Source organism: Corynebacterium hindlerae, assembly GCF_014117265.1.
Classification (GTDB): domain Bacteria; phylum Actinomycetota; class Actinomycetes; order Mycobacteriales; family Mycobacteriaceae; genus Corynebacterium; species Corynebacterium hindlerae.
In genome coordinates, this window is sequence record NZ_CP059833.1 from 1,657,021 (window position 1) to 1,674,277 (window position 17,257).

16 protein-coding genes are annotated in these 17,257 nt (G+C 56.4%); 8 read left to right on the forward strand and 8 right to left on the reverse strand.

Annotation, left to right across the window (positions count from 1 at the left end; translation table 11 throughout):
• Positions 1–27 precede the first annotated feature (27 nt).
• On the reverse strand, positions 28–807 hold the full coding sequence (locus HW450_RS08140; RefSeq protein ID WP_182385150.1) for a CoA transferase: 780 nt from the start codon (positions 805–807) through the stop codon (positions 28–30).
• 47 nt (positions 808–854) lie between these two features.
• Here HW450_RS08140 and HW450_RS08145 point away from each other — a divergent pair, with 47 nt between their 5' ends.
• The 3 genes from HW450_RS08145 to HW450_RS08155 all read left to right on the forward strand — a co-directional run bounded on the left by HW450_RS08145 (position 855) and on the right by HW450_RS08155 (position 2,750).
• A complete protein-coding gene (locus HW450_RS08145) occupies positions 855–1,454 on the forward strand; it encodes a flavin reductase family protein (RefSeq protein ID WP_182385151.1) in 600 nt (199 codons plus the stop codon).
• Between the two features lie 59 nt (positions 1,455–1,513).
• A complete protein-coding gene (locus tag HW450_RS08150; protein WP_182385152.1) occupies positions 1,514–2,218 on the forward strand; it encodes a hypothetical protein in 705 nt (234 codons plus the stop codon).
• A gap of 82 nt (positions 2,219–2,300) precedes the next feature.
• A complete protein-coding gene (locus HW450_RS08155) occupies positions 2,301–2,750 on the forward strand; it encodes a MauE/DoxX family redox-associated membrane protein (protein ID WP_182385153.1) in 450 nt (149 codons plus the stop codon).
• Positions 2,751–2,845: 95 nt separating this feature from the next.
• Here the strand turns inward: HW450_RS08155 and HW450_RS08160 are convergent, their stop codons facing one another.
• The 3 genes from HW450_RS08160 to HW450_RS08170 all read right to left on the reverse strand — a co-directional run bounded on the left by HW450_RS08160 (position 2,846) and on the right by HW450_RS08170 (position 5,949).
• A complete protein-coding gene (locus HW450_RS08160; protein ID WP_182385154.1) occupies positions 2,846–3,304 on the reverse strand; it encodes an endonuclease domain-containing protein in 459 nt (152 codons plus the stop codon).
• A gap of 605 nt (positions 3,305–3,909) precedes the next feature.
• The gene (locus tag HW450_RS08165; protein WP_182385155.1) at positions 3,910–4,788 is read right to left on the reverse strand and encodes an LLM class flavin-dependent oxidoreductase; all 879 of its coding nucleotides are present in this window, start codon (positions 4,786–4,788) and stop codon (positions 3,910–3,912) included.
• A gap of 129 nt (positions 4,789–4,917) precedes the next feature.
• The gene (locus tag HW450_RS08170) at positions 4,918–5,949 is read right to left on the reverse strand and encodes an alpha/beta hydrolase (RefSeq protein ID WP_182385156.1); all 1,032 of its coding nucleotides are present in this window, start codon (positions 5,947–5,949) and stop codon (positions 4,918–4,920) included.
• A 653-nt stretch (positions 5,950–6,602) separates the two neighbouring features.
• Here HW450_RS08170 and HW450_RS08175 point away from each other — a divergent pair.
• Together HW450_RS08175 and amn are read left to right on the forward strand one after the other, a co-directional pair.
• On the forward strand, positions 6,603–9,167 hold the full coding sequence (locus HW450_RS08175) for a DUF5979 domain-containing protein (protein WP_182385157.1): 2,565 nt from the start codon (positions 6,603–6,605) through the stop codon (positions 9,165–9,167).
• A 112-nt stretch (positions 9,168–9,279) separates the two neighbouring features.
• A complete protein-coding gene (amn, locus tag HW450_RS08180; protein ID WP_182385158.1) occupies positions 9,280–10,605 on the forward strand; it encodes an AMP nucleosidase in 1,326 nt (441 codons plus the stop codon).
• A gap of 58 nt (positions 10,606–10,663) precedes the next feature.
• Here amn and HW450_RS08185 read toward each other — a convergent pair whose 3' ends face one another.
• Both HW450_RS08185 and HW450_RS08190 read right to left on the reverse strand, forming a co-directional pair.
• Positions 10,664–11,218, reverse strand: coding sequence for a DNA-3-methyladenine glycosylase (locus HW450_RS08185; protein ID WP_182385159.1), 555 nt, complete (start codon positions 11,216–11,218; stop codon positions 10,664–10,666).
• Between the two features lie 60 nt (positions 11,219–11,278).
• A complete protein-coding gene (locus HW450_RS08190; RefSeq protein WP_182385160.1) occupies positions 11,279–11,812 on the reverse strand; it encodes an endonuclease domain-containing protein in 534 nt (177 codons plus the stop codon).
• 511 nt (positions 11,813–12,323) lie between these two features.
• On the opposite strand from HW450_RS08190, the gene HW450_RS08195 reads away from it, so the two are divergent.
• Together HW450_RS08195 and HW450_RS08200 are read left to right on the forward strand one after the other, a co-directional pair.
• Positions 12,324–12,896, forward strand: a complete 573-nt coding sequence (locus tag HW450_RS08195) for an HAD family hydrolase (RefSeq protein ID WP_182385161.1) — start codon at positions 12,324–12,326, stop codon at positions 12,894–12,896.
• Complete coding sequence (locus HW450_RS08200; protein WP_182387446.1) at positions 12,890–13,387, forward strand: gamma carbonic anhydrase family protein; 498 nt, start codon at positions 12,890–12,892, stop codon at positions 13,385–13,387. The genes HW450_RS08195 and HW450_RS08200 overlap by 7 nt, the downstream gene beginning before the upstream one ends.
• Here HW450_RS08200 and HW450_RS08205 read toward each other — a convergent pair.
• Together HW450_RS08205 and HW450_RS08210 are read right to left on the reverse strand one after the other, a co-directional pair.
• A complete protein-coding gene (locus HW450_RS08205; protein ID WP_182385162.1) occupies positions 13,351–14,601 on the reverse strand; it encodes an MFS transporter in 1,251 nt (416 codons plus the stop codon). The genes HW450_RS08200 and HW450_RS08205 overlap by 37 nt on opposite strands.
• Positions 14,598–15,509 carry a MarR family transcriptional regulator gene (locus HW450_RS08210; protein WP_182385163.1) on the reverse strand — a complete coding sequence of 304 codons (912 nt, stop codon included), beginning with the start codon at positions 15,507–15,509 and terminating at the stop codon, positions 14,598–14,600. Before HW450_RS08210 ends, HW450_RS08205 begins: the two co-directional genes overlap by 4 nt.
• Positions 15,510–15,643: 134 nt before the next feature.
• On the opposite strand from HW450_RS08210, the gene HW450_RS08215 reads away from it, so the two are divergent.
• Positions 15,644–17,254: a DUF885 domain-containing protein gene (locus tag HW450_RS08215; protein WP_182385164.1), complete on the forward strand. Its 1,611-nt coding sequence runs from the start codon at positions 15,644–15,646 to the stop codon at positions 17,252–17,254.
• Positions 17,255–17,257: the final 3 nt, after the last annotated feature.

Sequence of the window (17,257 nt, forward strand, 5' to 3'; positions counted from 1 at the left end):
CTCGGGGTGGCGGTGACCAGCATCGGGTTAGGTCACCTCGGAGATGGGGACGTCCTCCTTTCGGGCCCAGTCGAGGATTTCGGTGACGGTGGCGCTCGATAGCCAGCCCAGGCGGCCTTCCATCCGGCTGGCGAAGTGCGGTTCGAGGGCAGCGACGGCCACCCACCCATCTTTCGCCTGGTAGAGGCCGTAGTTGTCCACGCCACCGTTGAGGAGGCCTCCGGGGGCAGTGATGCCGTAGCGCAGCGGGGTGGCGGCGTCGAGGGCGGCTTGCTTGAGTCCGATGCGGGTGTGCGAGCCGCGACCGGTGCGGGCCTTTTCGAGCAGCATGGCGAGCGCAGCGGAGACGGCCTGTTCGGCGCCCATGAGGTCTCCGAGCAGTACTTTTGGCAAGTGCGGTGGGGTAAGGGTGCCGGCTTCGGCCTGGTAGGTGAGGTCATGGCCGGGGTGTTCCGGGTTGTCTACATCGCCGACGATGTCCACGTGGCACAGGTGGGAGAGGTCGATGGTGTCCAGCCCCATGCGGGTGAGGGCGGAGGGACGGTGGGAGGTGATCAGCACGTCCGCGCTTGCTAAGAGTTCGCCCAGCTTAGCGACGCCGTCGGCTGTTTTCAGGTCCAGGGTGAGCAGATCGTAGTGGCTGGAGAGCTCGGCGAACCATTCTGGGGCGATGTGCCGAAACGGGTCGCCTCCTGGTGGTTCGATACTGGTGACGTGGGCACCGAGCTGGGAGAGTCGGGCTGCAGCCCAGGGGCCGGGGAGGTTGACGGCGAGGTTGATGACGGTGGTGTGAATAAGTGGTTGCATAGGGCGAGCTTACCCACTTTAGTGTGGTGCATGGCACACTATGAGTTATGTATTTTTACGAGCCAACGAAAGATATTGGGCTGCCCTATTCTCCGGTGAATGCGATCATTGCGCCCCGGCCGATCGGGTGGATCGGGTCCCAGGACGGTGATGGCGTAGCGAACCTGGCGCCGTATTCCTTTTTCAATGTGTTTAACCGGCGCCCGCCGATCATTGGGTTTTCCACGATTGGTTACAAGGATTCCATCCGCAATATTGAGGCCACCGGCGAGTTTACGTGGAACTTGGTGGATGAATCGTTGGTGGATGCGATGAACCAGTCGTCGGCACGCGTGCCGGCGGAGGTGGATGAATTTGAGCTGGCAGGTTTGGATAAGCGTCGGGGCAGGATCGTGGCGGCTCCGCTGGTGGATAGGGCGCGGGCTGCGTTCGAGTGTCGGTTGTCGCAGGTGCTGCGTTTGACGACCGCGGATCAGGCGGAGCTGGATACCTGGTTGGTGCTCGGTGAGGTCGTCGGCGTACACATTGATGATGAGCTGCTGGAGGAGGGGTTGTTTAACACGGAAAATGCCCGGCCGGTTGCCCGTGGTGGTGGCCCGGCGACCTATTTCGAGCTGGGGGAGAGCTTCGAACTTTTCGGCCCTTAGGTTGACACACCCCTCCTTAGGAAATTAGGTTAGCCTTACCTGATTGTTTGAGGAGTGTCATGAACAAAGCCATTCGGAGCCAGGCCTGCCGCATACTCGCCGGAGCGGGCGTCATGTCCATGACGCCCTACCACGTTGACCCCGGACTGAAAATAGACATCACGGCACATGGCCTCGACGTGCGCGGAAACCTCGTGGTGAGCTGCCTTGCCAACGAAGTCCTTTACTTCGAGGACATGGATGTGCGCATCGACGCCATCCTCAAGGCCCCCGAGTACGCCGTCGATGTAATTTCCGCCAGCATGCACGGCATCGGCGAGATCGAATGGATGGAGTTCGTCGGCCCGTTCCGCATGGGCCATGTTCACCTGGACCGCGTGTACATGCACCAATGCGCGCGCCCCACCGCCTTCGACGTGGTCGACCTCGTCCCGCAGGCGCTTGACCTGCCGGAAGTATGCATAGATACGCTGGGGGCGCGCGAAGTAGTCGGGGAATTCACGGAGCAGCAACTGCGCGGACTTATCGACGCCGCCTGCTCCGAAACCCTGCACCGCAGCAGCGCTCTTATCAGTGAACTAAACGGCAGAGTCAGTCGCTGGGATGCCACCCACGTGGTGGATGTCTCCGAATTTGGCATCACCTTGTTCCACACCTCACGATGCGGGCTCATCTCGGCATTCATCGCCTTCGAACAGCCGGCGAATACCCTGGATGAGCTGAGGGAACGGTTGAGCCGGGTAGTGGCTATTTCCGTGTCTTGAGTCCTGGTAGTTTGCCCCGGATACGCTGGGGATTTACCGCGCAGCGCGAAGTTGTAGACATGACTGCAATATACTTTCCGCTATGCATAAACTCTTGGACGTCATCTCCGCCATCGCGCGATTCTATATGGCGTATGTGTGGATTCATGCCGGGACCGCGAAGCTCGGCAAACACATGGAGATGACACAGGCCATCACTGCCTACCAAATCTTCACCCCGGAATGGTCAGGGTACCTCGCCCAATTGATCGGGCCTCTCGAGATTGCCGGTGGCGTCTTCCTACTGCTAGGCCTCTTCCTGCGTAGTGCCGCCAAAGTCTCCTCCGTGGTGCTCGTGCTCTTCATGATCGGCATTGCCCAAGCATGGGCCCGGGGCCTCGCCATCGACTGTGGCTGCTTCAACGTAGACGGCATTAGCGACGCACAAACCATGGATTACGTCAAAACTCTCGCCCGCGACGCCGGCTACCTCTTCCTCACCGGATGGACCATCTGGCGGCCCTTCCGCAGGTTTGCGTTGTACGCGGGGTAGCTTCAGGGTTTGTGGCGAATTTGCCCCATGTTAGGAAAACCGGGCAGAGCGCGACCTGGCGTTTTACTGTAGCAGGTTGTCTAACGTGGGGCAGATTATGAGCGGTGGGCAAGAATCCGTTCCAAACGAGCGGTCAACGCGTTCGGATCTCTGAGTTGTTCCTTAGTTATTCGGAATGACAGCCAACCCTGGAGCGCTAGAAGCTGGTCAACCCGTTTATCGTGTGCGATTTGTTTTGGAGTGTTGTGATGCTCGCCGTCATAGAACACTGCAACTTTGTGCCGTTCACTAGCAAAATCTGCTTTGGTGAATCGCCAACCCTTTTCGTCCAGAAACTCGTATTGCGGGGTCCAATTGGCAAGACCCCGAATCATTAGTCGGGACACGGTTTCCGCGGGAGAATCAGATCTATCGCAGCTCAATGACCACAGTTGTTGTAGGAGCGAGCGGGGGAACCTACCAAATGAGATGGCCAGCATTTCACTCAGACTCACCTGAGTCACCTTACGAAAAGCATCTATTACCTGCACAGACATCACTTCTTGAGGCGTCATAGCTGGGACGTGTGGGGTCCACCATTGGTGGCGCCCTTGTCGAATATCGATGAGGCAATCTAGTAACGCACGATCCGCTTGAAGAAAGCGCGCTCGTGGACGATGTTGGCGCCAGACTTTGATTCCTAATTCCAAGCGGCATGCCCGTTGCTTTAGAGCAGGATCACATGCGAGTGATTTCGACCTCACATGCAGGTGAACAGGGGCATTGTGCTGGAAGTAATTGATTCCAAGTAATGTGGCGGCTGCCCAACCACCTAAAACTGAGCTGGGGAAACGAATCTGTGAGGCGTATGCCCTCGTCAAAAGGGGCAGTTCTGAGGGGCCGCCAGGTGGAAAGTCGGTTTCCGGTAGATATACCCCACGGGTCACTCGGACATAATTCCGGCGAAACTGGGTGGGAGTGATGCCTTGATTCAGGATTTGGGCTTTGGTTTTAGGTAAAGGGTTCATACTTAGTTAGACTGCTGAACCCTCTCGAATGGTTGCATCCAGCGGAGATTCTCCGGAATTTGCCCCATGTTAGGAAAATCTGCGCGACGTGAACTGGGGTTTTGTGGTCACCCCCTACCTAACATGGGGCAAATTATGGCACCGTCCCTGGGTTACCTTGTGGCCAATGCTTCCCGCACCTGTGGTACCACTTCCGTAGCGAAGAGACGGAGGCATTCCATGGCGGATTCGTGATTGCATGAACCACAGTTGTAGCGCAAAATAATGCGGCTGAGCCCCAGATGCTCGACTACCGTGGCGATCTTTTCGGCAACAGATGCTGGTGATCCGAAGAAACCAGCGTCATGGTCGAACTGTTCGAAAGGTTGCGAAGAAGGCTCCTGTTTTGTGTTAGCGATAAACCCAGGAACAAGTAGACCTAGGGGCAAACTTTCCTGCCCAAAACGCGAGATTGCTGCGTGGTACATGTCCACGAAAGGTTTCCAATCGAGGGGACTACCACTGTTTACCCGCAGTAGTAGTGGGCAATTGTATTGGGCGGATTGGAGAATCGCATCAGAGCGACCCGCAACCTCGATCCACGTGGCGTGGTGTGGACTGGAATCAGTGAGGTCGTTCCAGGCCGCCAGGTGGTGATTGAACTTGCTCTTTGTAGATTCTACGGTGGCGCGTTCCTGGTCACGGTTGATCACCACTTCAATGCGGTTACCGGTGATCTGCTGTAGGTCGTTTCGTTGTGCGTTACGAGTGTTCAAGTCAGTGCGTTCGATGTCGCTAATGGAAGCAGCAAGTGTGATGTCGCTGGTGGCCGCGGCAAGCTGATGTAGCAAATCGGCGAGGTCCATCCCCAACATGTCCACAGCGAAGTCCTCGCTAAAACCAAAAACATCAAGGCCAAGCTGATCAGCAAGGACCGCTTGTTCGATGAGATTATCGCGTAGGGCGCCGACGGGCGGCGCGGAGAAACTGGGTGAACGGAAGAACGATACGCCGAACTCTAAAGAGGTAGAAGAAGCTTGCGAGAAAGGCATATGAACCTACTTAATTACAATAACCGGTAAGTATTATTATATATCGAAATGGGGAGTGAGAAACCAAAAGATCTCAGTAACGAACAAAGCATAAAACCCCCGAAAGTCGGGGGTTGCAAATAGTCGGAATTAGCCTACTGCCCAGAGCACGTCGCCCTTGTGGTCATTCATGTAGCGACCCCACGGCTGCCAGGTGTGCAAGCCCGCACCGAAGTGGCGGTTTACATGAAGGCCCTGGTTACGGGCTTTGTTTGTGAAGGACTCGGTGGACATATTGATCAATGTCTCGCCGTGAATAGCGATGGCATTCGCTCCCAGAGGGCCAGGGTAGGTCTCGCCGGTGCCAGGCAAGGAATTGCCGGACCACACGTGAACGTTGACACCGCCGTCGCGAAGCTGTGCAGCGTTGGCTACCGGGTCAGCATGCAGGGCGCGGGCGCTCGCCTCCACAGGGTTCCAGCTCCACCAATCCCAAATGAACGCGCCCGAGTTGATGAGCATGGCCACACTAAAGCCTGCGATCATGCCCACGTGGGTCGCCATCGCCGGGTCGATGAATCCGGAAATTGCGTGCGCCTGACGGAACTGATCGGGGTGGTGCGCCGCCAACGTCAGCGCCGGGATCGCGCCCATGGATACACCTGCGATCGCGTTACGCTGCGGAGATACGCCGAAGTGCTGCTGTAGGTAGCCGGGAAGTTCATAAGCGAGGAACGTCTCCCACATCGGGCGCTGCGGCTCGGAGCTGAGGCTGCTCGTGGCTGGAGCGGCCCAGTCGGAATAGAACTGACCAGCGCCACCGGCAGGCATGACCAGAGTGACATTCTCATTCACATAGTCCGCTGGGGTAGTGGAGTGGGAGGCCCAGTTGGAATCGCGCTCGCCAACCTGTGCGCCGTCGAGTAGGTAGAGGCCACCGTTGCCACCGGCACTCGAGGCCTGGATGTAGACCAGCATGTTGCGACCGTTGGACGCAGACCACACTTCGCAGGCCTGGATGAAGTTACCTTGCGGAGCCCACGAACAGCCCGGTCGGAGCCACCCACGGTTATCGGCCTGCGCGGTAGGGGCCAACGCGAGCGCAAGCGCGAGAGCGGTAATGGCCGCGACAATAATGCGCGCCCACATGTTACGTGAGTGGCTGATGTTACTGGTGTGCATGCTAGTAAGAATATCCTACGGTCCGGGAATTGCAAGAAGATCCTTGCAATAGTTTTAATGGAGAAAATGAATCAGTATTTACAGTAGCCTTCCGGACTCGATTTGGGAACAATTGGCACCCTCGAGTGAATCATGTCCCATTTTTGCTAATGCTTGCTGCCGTAGTGCTAGGGGCATTGCTGGAGATAGATTTCCACTTCGGTTTTGTCAGGCGTGATGAATGCCACTCTTAATATGACGCAACATATTATGGGATGTGAATTGGCTCACTTTAGGGGTGTCTGCCATATAATTTAGGGGGTATCTAAGTGGCGACATGGTTGTTACCTACCAGTCCGTAAGCTATAAAAAATAATAACTGTACCTTAATGATCTATTGGCAACGCTCAGCTTTTGTTGGTGGATCTGGAACAATGGGGCGGTTTGACTTTTGCACTCGCTCGCTTTGGGCGACGAAGATAACTGAAAGATTGGAAATGTAATGACCCTTGCGCGTTTAAGGTCGCAAAAATTGGGGGGGGGGGGGCGTCTTTGCGATTCTTGCAACGATCGGTCTCATCTTCTCATTGCTGGTGTGGTTCCCTAGTGTGGCACATGGGCAAACCTGTGGTGGAGAATACAGCAATTTAACCTGGAGGACTGGTAGTCCAGGGGTGACAAACGGAGTTTATAACGACTCAGGCGCGAGAGCTGAGGCTCAGTTTGATTGGTCTGTTTCTAGTGCATCAAAAGAGGGCGATACCTTCTCCATCACGTTGCCTAATGAGCTTGTGACAGTAGGCACTGGTGAGCTTCGTCTCCTAGATGAAGGTGGTAATCATGTTGCTACCGCCAACATTGAAGCAGGCAAAAAAGAGGTGGTTTTCACTTTAACGGATTATGTGGATACTCACTTCTCAGTGAAGGGACAGGCGTATTTTACTGTCGAATGGGATCGCAATGCTCCAGGTTTGAGTACAGACGGATTTGGTAGCAACGAACAGCCAGGATCACTCAACTTCAGTGGGTGCGGTAGTGGCACCCTACTGGGTGTGTATCCGCCGGATGGCCCCGGAGGAGTCACCCATATCAACTCTAAGAATGGAAACTACTACGGAGAATCCATTCAAGTAGACGGCAAAACCGCCCACCTTGTTACGTGGAACATCGCGGTTGCGAGTGACAGTGGAACAAATGATTTCACCGTCACGGATACGGCACCTGAAGGATATAAGTTTGCGTGCTCCGGTAAGTACAGCAATGGGTATGCGCCGGTAGTAGTTGATGCCGTCCGCACCGAAGGCGTTATTCCTGATCGCCACTATGTGGTAGACGGCGCGGGCCGTACTGCCAGCGGGTCTAGCAATCTTACGGATGTTACGAGCGAGGTAGTTCCTTTCGGTTACGGCTACGAGATTAACTGCACTGAAAAAGAACTTAGCGTTCGGTTCCCATATGGTGTCGACCCATCAACAGGACCTCGAATCACCGTCACTACCTTTACCGATACGCTGCCACAACCTGGAAGCAAGGTGGTTAACACTGCCAATGTGAACGGAAAAACCGTCTCCGGTGAAGTGGTCATTCCGTCCGCTGGCGGCTGGGGAGAAGGCAAGCTTGGAGGATTTGCTCTCCGTAAGATTGCCACTGGCTTAGGATCTAACCCTGATAAGCAGTACAACTTTGAGTGGAAATGCACACACGCTACTAAACCTGAGAAAAAGGGCACAAAAACCCTGAAGACAGGGGAGGATTTCCACATTGCGGACGTGGAAAAGGGTTACACCTGTGAAATTTCAGAACAAGATGCTTCTGTAACCGGACAAAACCTCAGTACTACTTGGCTCGTCGACGGTAAAGAAGCCGAAGCTCCGGTTAAGTTCGGTGTGCGCGAACAGGGCACTGAGGCTGTCATTATCGATGTGAAGAATGCGTACACCCCTAAACCAGAGGTGGGTGGGTTCAAGATCGTGAAGACCGTCAAGGGGCTGCCCGCGGATGCACCAGCTAAGGACTACTCCTTTAGCTACGAATGCGCCAAAAATGGGGCTGAAGTGAAAACGGGCACTGCTACGATTTCTGGTGCCGGAGCAACTGAGATCAAGGATATTCCTGCAGACGCACAGTGTACGGTTACTGAAGATGCCAAGAGCGCAGCTGTACCCGGATACTCACTGGTCATCGATTCGCTGAAGCCGGTTACTATCACTGCTGACACAACCCAGGTTGTTGAGGTGAACAACATCTACACCAAACAAACGGGATCTTTCAGCATTGAGAAGCAACTCATCGACAAAGACGGTGTTGCCGCAGGAAAGAAATTCACCTTTGGCTACACCTGTAAAAATGACGCTTTGAATGAAACCAAGGCTGGGACTGTGGGACCGATTGGTGCAGGGGAAACGGGCACAGTTACTGATATCGCTGCGGGATCGGTGTGTACGTTCACTGAGCAAAACGCAGACATCGAAGGTGCAGACCTCAAGACTTCTGGACTTGATTCGGTAACCATCGTGGACAACGGCACGTCTAAGGTCACTGTCACCAATGAGTACTCGGCGTGGCTTGCATCATTGAAGGTGAACAAGGAAATCACCGGAAGCAATGTGAAAACGCTGCAGGACAAGCTTTTCGAAGTTAACTACAAGTGCACTCTTGATGATTACTCCAAGAAAGGCACTGTGCAGGTATCTGCCAACCAGCCAGCTCTAATCGAAGGAATCCGCTCTGGGGCAACCTGTGTCCTTGAAGAAAACACAGATAAGGCAAAGTTTGATGGTTACAACTTTGAAGTAGATAAATCCACGGTGACGGTAAACCCCAAGATTGGTGGTAAAGATACAGTCGCAACCGCCACGCTGAAGAACCACTACAGTGTTCCCCCAACCCCGACGGAGACGGTCACCCCAACCCCGACGGAGACGACTACTAGTTCTGTTCCACCTGTAACTGTAACGACAACGACCACGCGGCCTGGAGGAATTCCGATTATTGTTCCAATCGTCCCAGGATCTAGCTCCTCTGGATCGAGCGACCGTGGTCTTAGTAGTGGTGGTAACTCGAGCACGGTGGTGAAACCAACTACAAGCATGCCGCAGCCTCCAACGGGCCACAAGGAAGCGCCGCGTAGTGGCAAGCAACTTGCTCAAACCGGTGCCCAGGTAGGCGGAGTCATTGCTTTTGGTGCGGTAATCCTGCTTGTTGGTTTGGCACTAGTTAAGCGAGGCCGCCAGCAGTAATAGTTCCGGCAACGAACTCGTAAGTGGTAAGGAGACCGGGTGGTGTAAGCTGCCCGGTCTTTTTGCATGTTTCCATCCGACGCCCCTGCGTAACCCGCGCTAGGCTGGCGCCATGGAACAGATGCGCACCCCGAACGAGGCTGTCGACCGGCTGATTTCTCTCTATGACCAGGCCACCGCGCGTGGTATCGAACTTCTGCAGCACGATACTGCTGAAGGATACGAGCAGGTGGTGTACCCCAAACTGGTTATTGAGGTAACCGAGTGGCGTCCTATTGATAGGACTGAGCCGTTCGGGTACGTCGATAAGCCTGGGCGTTATGCGGCGACCTTGTCCCGCCCGCGTCTCATGCGCGCCTACCTTTTGGAGCAGCTTGAGCGCCTTGCCGGCAACTACCCATGTCGCATCTACGTCGGCCCATCTGATGAGCAAATCCCACCCGAATACATTGACGACGCGCCCGAGGTGGAGCGCTCCCCGTCCTCGCGCTTGCCTCGTCCCTCGCTCGATGCTGTCGACGATGCCATTATCGACGGCGAATGGTTTGTATTCCATGGCCCGGAGCTGCCGCTGTTCCACTTCACCGCGCAGCGTTTTGACATCGCCTGCAAACGTATCGAGCACTACACGGGGCTGCCCATCGATACGGTGCAGAAATTTATCCTGTTCACTAACTATGAGATGCACACTACGGAATTCATCCGTTTCGGTAAGGCAGCGGGTGGCAGGTACACCTCGTTGAAAGTGCCGCGCGATGGCGTCCAAATGCCCCGATATGACCTATGCACCGACTCGGGCGACGGTATCACCATGATTAACATCGGTGTCGGCCCCTCTAATGCCAAAACCATCACCGACTGTCTCGCAGTTCTGCGCCCCGAATGCTGGGTCATGATTGGCCATTGCGCCGGCCTTGACGGGCGCATGCGTATCGGCGACCTCATTCTCGGTAACGCTTACCAACGCCGTGACCACATCCTCGATGGGCACTTGTCTAACGATGTTCCTATCCCCGCCATTCCCGAAGTGCAACGAGCCCTGGAATCCGCAGTCCGCGCGATCTATGGAGATGACACCGAACTCATGCGCACCGGTACTGTTCTCTCTACTGACGACCGTAACTGGGAGTGGCACACTCCACGAGCTCTATGGTCAGCTCTTCGCGGCTCTACCGCAGTAGCCGTTGATATGGAATCTTCAACCCTAGCTGCCAACGGTTACCGTTACCGTATACCCTATGGAACCTTACTTTCCGTCTCTGACCTGCCGCTACATGCCGTCCCGAAACTGCCCGCAGCGGCGCAAACCTTTTACTCGTCTTCCAAAGAAGCGCACGTTATGTGCGCCGTACAAGCAGTAGAAGCCTTAGCTGAAGACCCATCGCGACTTCGCACCAGGAAACTCCGGCGGACCATCGGGGAGGTGCCGTTCAGATAAAGCGTGTCGGATTTGGTAATGCAAACGGTACTTTTTCGGTCTGATCCGTCAGTTTCCATTACCAAATCCGGCACGGGGGCCTCTTTCTAGCCGACACGGACTTCTCACCCAGAATCCAAAACCGAAGCGGCGCCTGAGCATTCTTCGTAATCCCAATACGCGGACCACGCACAAACGGGACCTCGGTCTTGGGCAGCACGAGCTGGACCGGCTGCGAATTATCCTCGATCCGAAGGCCCAAGGCCTTGCCTAAATTACCGGGGCCGGAAGCGAGTTTGTGGGTGGGGACAGATCCGCGTCGAGAAACTGCGAGCTCTTGGCCTGCAACAATCTCGCCCGCGCGCAGCAACACCCCGCCGGAGCCACCAGGCGGATGACACACAATGTTGCCCGCCTTATGAATCCCGTAAGAATGATAGACATACATCAGTCCGGGCGGGCCAAACAGGGCAGCATTCGCCCTGGTAAGGCCCCGAGACGCATGAGAAGCAGGATCATCCTCACCTAGGTATGCCTCCACCTCCGTGAGTCTTATCGAAACCCCGTTCCAGGTGAACACAGCACCCAGCAACTCAGGGGCAACAACGTCGGCAGGTCGGGCGAAAAAGTCCATGCTCAGACACTAGGCGTGCCGGATTTGGTAATGCAAAGTGACGTTTTGACGGCTAAAAAGTCAGTTTCCATTACCAAATTCGGCGCCGGCTTTCTCTAACTTCCTCCGCACCCGCCGCATCAGATCTTGCTCCCTCCGGAGCATCCCTTTGGTCACGCGCATGACGTGCCAGCCTTGTTCTTCAAGGTAGGCGAGGATTTCGTTGTCGCGGTCGATGTTTTTCTGGTCGCCGTGGTGTTCGCCGTCGTAATAGATCGCGACTTTGAGGTGCACCCAAGCGAAATCGACGATGGTGACCAATGTTCCGTTTTCGTAGACTTCGTGTTGCGTCGTCCACCCGGGAAGTAGCCGTTTCAGCATGAGGCGAAGAGTGGTCTCTTGGGGCGAATCCGCGTTGGGCACCGAGAGCTTCATGAGGCGTTTGAGGCGCCGTTGACATAGGCGTCGTCGAGCAGCCTTGCGGACGGCTTGCAGTGTAACGCCTGCGTATCGACGCGCAGCGTCCAAAATCTGGACCGCACGGAGTTCGGTTAACCACAATCCTGTCACCTTCGCAGTCCAGTAAGTGATGCGTTCCCGCAGGACGTAAATCATGCAATCGATCGTGGCAGTTGCAGCATCAACGCAAATGAGGTCAGGAAAAATTCGGTCAAGACCAGTAACTTCTTGGAAGCGGACCCCTTTAATTAAATGGAGATGAGGGTTTTCTCGGACCCCGCGCGCCGGAGTATGTACCGTAGCCAACGGAATATCCCACCAATACGGCACCCCATGATAAGCAAGCGCCGCGAACCCACCAATAACACCAGAAGGAAAACGCAGATGAGCGGCGCGAACTCTAAAGAGCAAATCAGGAGGGGAAGCAGGAGAAGCGTAAACACCATGGGAAAAACGGTGCACGTGGTTGCGTCGGATAAGGGAAATTGAAAGTTGATGAGCCGGAGCAGGAAAAATTAAAGGGTTCATACTTATTTAGACTTGGCGGGAGCCGGAAAGGGTTCCATCAGACAAGGAACTTGTTGAATTTGGTAATGCAAAGTGACGTTTTGGCAGCTAAAAAGTCAGTTTCCATTACCAAATCCGGCACGGCAGTATCTTGGAAGACATGAACTTTCTCTTCGATCTCTACGGTGTCCTTTTGAAAACTCAGTCGGAGCAGGCGCTCCGGGCTTTGGAGCAGGTGACTGGGGCAACGGATGAGTTGTGGCCGGTGTATTGGGAGTTGCGCCCGGATTTTGATGCTGGTCGGGTGACGGCGGAGGAGTACTGGGACAAGGTGCAGAAGCGGCTGCATGTGGATCCGTTTGATATTCAGCAGGCGATTGATACGGATTATGCCGGTTGGTTGGAAGAGGATCCGGAGATGGTTGATTTGGTCCGCGGGTTGGCGAAGGACCATAGGGTGGGGTTGCTGTCGAATATTCCGGAGGGGCTTGCGCGTGAGGTGTTGAGGAAGCACACGTGGCTGCAGGATTTCGACAGTATTGCGATGTCGTATGACATTGGGGTGGAGAAGCCACAGCCGGAGGCTTATGCGAAGGCGTTGGAATTGTTGGGGACTTTGCCTGCGGAGACGCATTTTTTCGACGACAATGAAGCTAATGTGTGGGCTGCGGAGCGGTGTGGTTTGCAGGCGCATTTGTTTACTGGCATCGACACCTTGAAGGAAATATTGTGATCCTGGAATTCAATGGCAAGGCTCCGAAGATTCACCCGGATGCGTTTGTGGCTCCGAATGCGACGATTATCGGTGATGTGGAGATCGGTAAGGATGCCAGCATTTGGTACAACGTGGTGATCCGCGCGGATGTGAATAAGATCCGCATTGGTGAGCGCACGAATGTGCAGGATGGGTCAATTTTGCATGTGGATAGGGATGCACCGTGCATTCTTGGTGATGACGTCACGATCGGCCACATGGCCCTGATCCACGGTACGACGGTGGGTAATGGCACGTTGGTGGGGATGAAGTCGGGTCTGCTCAGCCGGTCGAAGATTGGTGAGGGGTGTCTTATTGCCGCTGGTGCGATTGTGCTTGAGGGGCAGGAAATCCCTGACCACACGTTGGCTGCGGGGATTCCGGCGAAGGTGAAGCGCGAGAATGATCGCGAGTTTGTCACCCATGCGGGCCATTACGTGGAGCTTTCCAAGGAGCACGGGCGCCTGTAGTTCCAGAAGGACGGCGCCAGCACCATACATACAAGGGTGCCGAGTATCACCAGTACTCCACCGGAGATGGTGGTGAAGGCGGGGCCGATCAGGCCCGAACTGTAGCCGTGGAGGAGGTCGCCGAAGCGCGGCCCACCCGCGACAACGATGAGGAAAATGCCTTGGATGCGTCCTTGGACGTGTTCGTCGGCGGATTCTTGCAGGATGGCGGAGCGGAACGCCATGCTGAACATGTCCATCATCCCGCCGAGAACCAGCATGAATAGGCAAAGCCACGCGAGGTGGGAGAGGACGCCAACCCCGGCGCCGATCACCGCTAGCCCCCAGGCGATGATCAGAACATAGACCGCTACTCCTTGCCGTGTCACCGTGCTGATCCAACCAGAAAATAGCCCACCCAGGACCGCCCCTAGCGCCATCGACGCGTACAACAAGGCCAGGATCGTCTCTCCCGAAGCAGGACCGCCGAAAGAAACGTGTGCGATCTCGGGGTAGAGGGCGCGCGGTAGGCCGAAAACCATCGCGATGAGGTCGGCGACCAGGGAAATCAGCAGGATAGGCTGCGTCGCGACGTATTTCACCCCGGCCACCACCGACGCCACGCCCGGCCCCGGACCGCCACCCGGCACTGCAGGCAGCTTCACGACGGCCCAAAGGGTGCTCAGCAAAGACAACGCATCGATCGCGTACAACCACGCAAAACCGGTAATCGGGATTAACGCTCCGGCCAGCAGGGGACCCACAATCGCGCCGAACTGCACCAAGGTCATGTTGAGCGCCGCCGCGGCGGCAAGCAGCCCCTTAGGGAGCAAACGCGGCATCAGCGCGGTGCGCGTAGGTTGATTCACCGCAAAAAACGCCTGCTGCAAAGAATAAGTCCCAAGTAGAAGCCACACGTTTGTGTTACCCATGACGGTCAGGACCCAAAACAGTGCAGTGGTGCCGATGAGGCCGAGAGTGGTCGCAAGCAGCACACGGCGCTTATCAAAGGCGTCGGCAATGGCGCCACCGTAGAGACCGAAAACGATGAGCGGAACCAAACCAAAAAGGCCGGTGAGGCCGACGTAACCAGAATCCTTCGTGATCGAGTAGATCTGCGCCGGGACGGCCACGACCGTCATCTGCCCGCCAATGACGGTGACTATGTTTGCCAGCCATAGGCGTCGGAAAGCAGGCGTGTGGAGCGGGCGAGTGTCGGCGAAGAACTTGGTCACGCCTTCGCCAACTCCAGCGGGTGAGCGTTGAACATCGACAGGGACAGCGCGTGGGTGATGGTGCGGAGCGTCTCCAGCTCGGGGCGGGTAAGCCGCAGCTTGACCTCGTCGTGGAACGCCTCGGTGAGCTGAGCGCGGATCCGATTGCGGTTCTCCGGGTTGATGAAATAGGAGCCGGAAAACACGATCTGCTTCGGACGATCCTGCTCAATCAGATAGGTCAGCCACTCATCCACAGACATGCTCGCCTCCGGGATGGATACGCCCGTCTTGCTGATATACGCCGCTGATGTAGTGTTATCCGAATACAGGACAAGCACGTCCTCCTCAGTGATGTCCTGCTGAGACTCCGCCAACGCGAGCGCAGACGCCGCATTACCGGTGATAGTGGGAACGTGGAACTCAAACTCGAGGCGCTCACGGATCGCAGTGAAATCATTCCAGTGCAGCGAGGCCGCGCTCAACGCAATACTTTTAATCGGCAGATGAAGATCACCCTTGATGCGGTAGATCGCAGCCACGATGTACTCCAACACATCCGCACACACGTGATTTTGGGCGAACTCGCTCACCACAACCTCACGAAGCAGGCGACCACGGGCATCAAAGCAACCGATAACAGCGTCATCCTTATCGAGCGCCACCCCAATGAAAGCGCCCGGCCACGACGCCAACTCCAGCGGCACCACGGGACGCCCCGGGCGAGACGTATTGATCAAATCGCGCCTCTCGCGGAGCAAGCCGGCATTAGCGAGAGCAGCAACGGCCCGGGTGATCGTCGGCTGCGACAGGCCGGTTGCCTTCACAAGCTCGCCCCGGCCCACATGGGGCGAACGCCGAACATGGTACAAAACCTGCGCAGCAGGAGTAGCCGGCTTTTCAAAAATTTGGCTGAACGCAAGTCTCATGATGAAAATTATAGATTCTGCTCAGGTGCAAGTTTGTTTCCTACGGGCAAAATTCTCTAATAGATCGGTTTTATAGCATTTGCTATCACAATCTGTCCTGGCAATCGTCGCTGAAAAAGCTAGACTATGCGCTTATGACTCGAGAGCCATCCCTACTCGACGCCACGTGCGACGCATACGTCCACGCCGTCGCAGCCGTATCACCGACCGACGCCACCGCATGGGGCATCCCCGGACACGACGACCAGCTCCAAGACTTTTCCCCTGCATACTGGGACAAACTTGCTGACCTTTCCCGAGACCTCCTTGCTGACGTCGACGCCTTCGACGACTGCACCGATGACTGCGACGACATTGATGACTTCGACGACGTCGATACCGTCACTGCCGCGGTGCTCCGCGACCGACTTGGACTCCAGCTGGATCTTCACCACCGCGCAGAAAACTACGCCCAGCTGAACAACCTGGCCTCCCCAGTCCAAACCATCCGAGACACCTTCTCCCTCATGTCCGACCAGGACGCCATCCGGGCCCGCCTGGCCAAGGTCCCCGCCGCGCTCAAGGGCTACCGCGAATCCCTCGCCCTCGCCGCCGGCCAAGGACGAGTCGCTGCACTACGCCAAGTAGAACTCCTCATCGCAGAATGCGGCAACGCCTCCTTCTACGACACCCTCGGGGCCCCCGAAGCGGAAGTGAAAGCCGTCAAGAAAGCCTTCGCTGAACTGGGAGAATGGCTCTCCGAGTGCCTCGCCTCCCATGCTCCGACCACCGACGCTGTCGGTCGGGAACGCTACGAGCTGTTCTCCCGCGAATTCGTCGGAGCGTCAGTAGATCTCGACGAAGCCTATGAGTGGGGCCTCGAAAGGCTGCGCGACATCATTGCCGCACAAGAATCCGTTGCACGACAACTGTACGGACCGGGAACCACCGTCCCGGAAGCAATCACCAAGCTCAACTCAGACCCCAAGTATCTGATCGAGGGCGTCGATAAGCTGCAGCAATGGATGCAAACCGCAGCCGACGAAGCAGTCGCCGCCTTCAACATTCCCGAAGAAATCCGTCGCATCGAGTGCTGCATCGATAAAGCCGGCACCGGTGGCATCTTCTACACCCCACCCACCGCCGACTTCTCCCGCCCCGGTCGCATGTGGTGGTCCGTCGCGCCGGGCGATAACACCTTCCACAAGTGGCAGGAACTCACCACCGTCTACCACGAAGGCGTCCCCGGCCACCACCTCCAAATCGGCTCCGCCATGCTCGCCCCGCTCAACCTCTGGCGCCGCGTCCCTTGCTGGAACTCCGGACACGGCGAAGGATGGGCGCTCTACGCCGAAAGCCTCATGGACGAACTCGGATACCTATCCGACCCCGGCATGAAAATGGGACTACTCGACGCCCAACGACTCCGCGCCGCCCGCGTTGTTCTCGACATCGGCGTCCATCTCGGCAAACACGTCCCCGACGGAATCAGCACCTGGGACGCCTCCTACGCGCGTAACTTCCTCCGCGAAAACTCCGCCATGAGCCCCGCTGCCCTCGAATTCGAACTCAACCGCTACCTCGGCTGGCCCGGACAAGCACCGTCCTACGCCCTCGGACAACGGCTCTGGCAACAACTGCGGGACGACGCCCTCGCTGCCGGCATGTCACTACAGGATTTCCACGCACGCGCGCTGTCCTATGGATCAATCCCGATGGAGATCCTTAGAGAGGAAGTCCTTGCCGGATTTGGTAAAGCAAACTGACGA

Bases quoted from the DNA above. Each gene is read 5' to 3' on its own strand.
- HW450_RS08140 (WP_182385150.1), bottom strand. From the start codon at position 807: ATGCAACCACTTATTCACACCACCGTCATCAACCTCGCCGTCAACCTC.
- HW450_RS08190 (WP_182385160.1), bottom strand. From the start codon at position 11,812: ATGATTTACGTCCTGCGGGAACGCATCACTTACTGGACTGCGAAGGTG.
- HW450_RS08170 (WP_182385156.1), bottom strand. From the start codon at position 5,949: ATGCACACCAGTAACATCAGCCACTCACGTAACATGTGGGCGCGCATT.
- HW450_RS08165 (WP_182385155.1), bottom strand. From the start codon at position 4,788: ATGCCTTTCTCGCAAGCTTCTTCTACCTCTTTAGAGTTCGGCGTATCG.
- amn (WP_182385158.1), top strand. From the start codon at position 9,280: ATGGAACAGATGCGCACCCCGAACGAGGCTGTCGACCGGCTGATTTCT.
- HW450_RS08195 (WP_182385161.1), top strand. From the start codon at position 12,324: ATGAACTTTCTCTTCGATCTCTACGGTGTCCTTTTGAAAACTCAGTCG.
- HW450_RS08160 (WP_182385154.1), bottom strand. From the start codon at position 3,304: ATGACGCCTCAAGAAGTGATGTCTGTGCAGGTAATAGATGCTTTTCGT.
- HW450_RS08155 (WP_182385153.1), top strand. From the start codon at position 2,301: ATGCATAAACTCTTGGACGTCATCTCCGCCATCGCGCGATTCTATATG.
- HW450_RS08145 (WP_182385151.1), top strand. From the start codon at position 855: ATGTATTTTTACGAGCCAACGAAAGATATTGGGCTGCCCTATTCTCCG.
- HW450_RS08215 (WP_182385164.1), top strand. From the start codon at position 15,644: ATGACTCGAGAGCCATCCCTACTCGACGCCACGTGCGACGCATACGTC.
- HW450_RS08185 (WP_182385159.1), bottom strand. From the start codon at position 11,218: ATGGACTTTTTCGCCCGACCTGCCGACGTTGTTGCCCCTGAGTTGCTG.
- HW450_RS08150 (WP_182385152.1), top strand. From the start codon at position 1,514: ATGAACAAAGCCATTCGGAGCCAGGCCTGCCGCATACTCGCCGGAGCG.
- HW450_RS08210 (WP_182385163.1), bottom strand. From the start codon at position 15,509: ATGAGACTTGCGTTCAGCCAAATTTTTGAAAAGCCGGCTACTCCTGCT.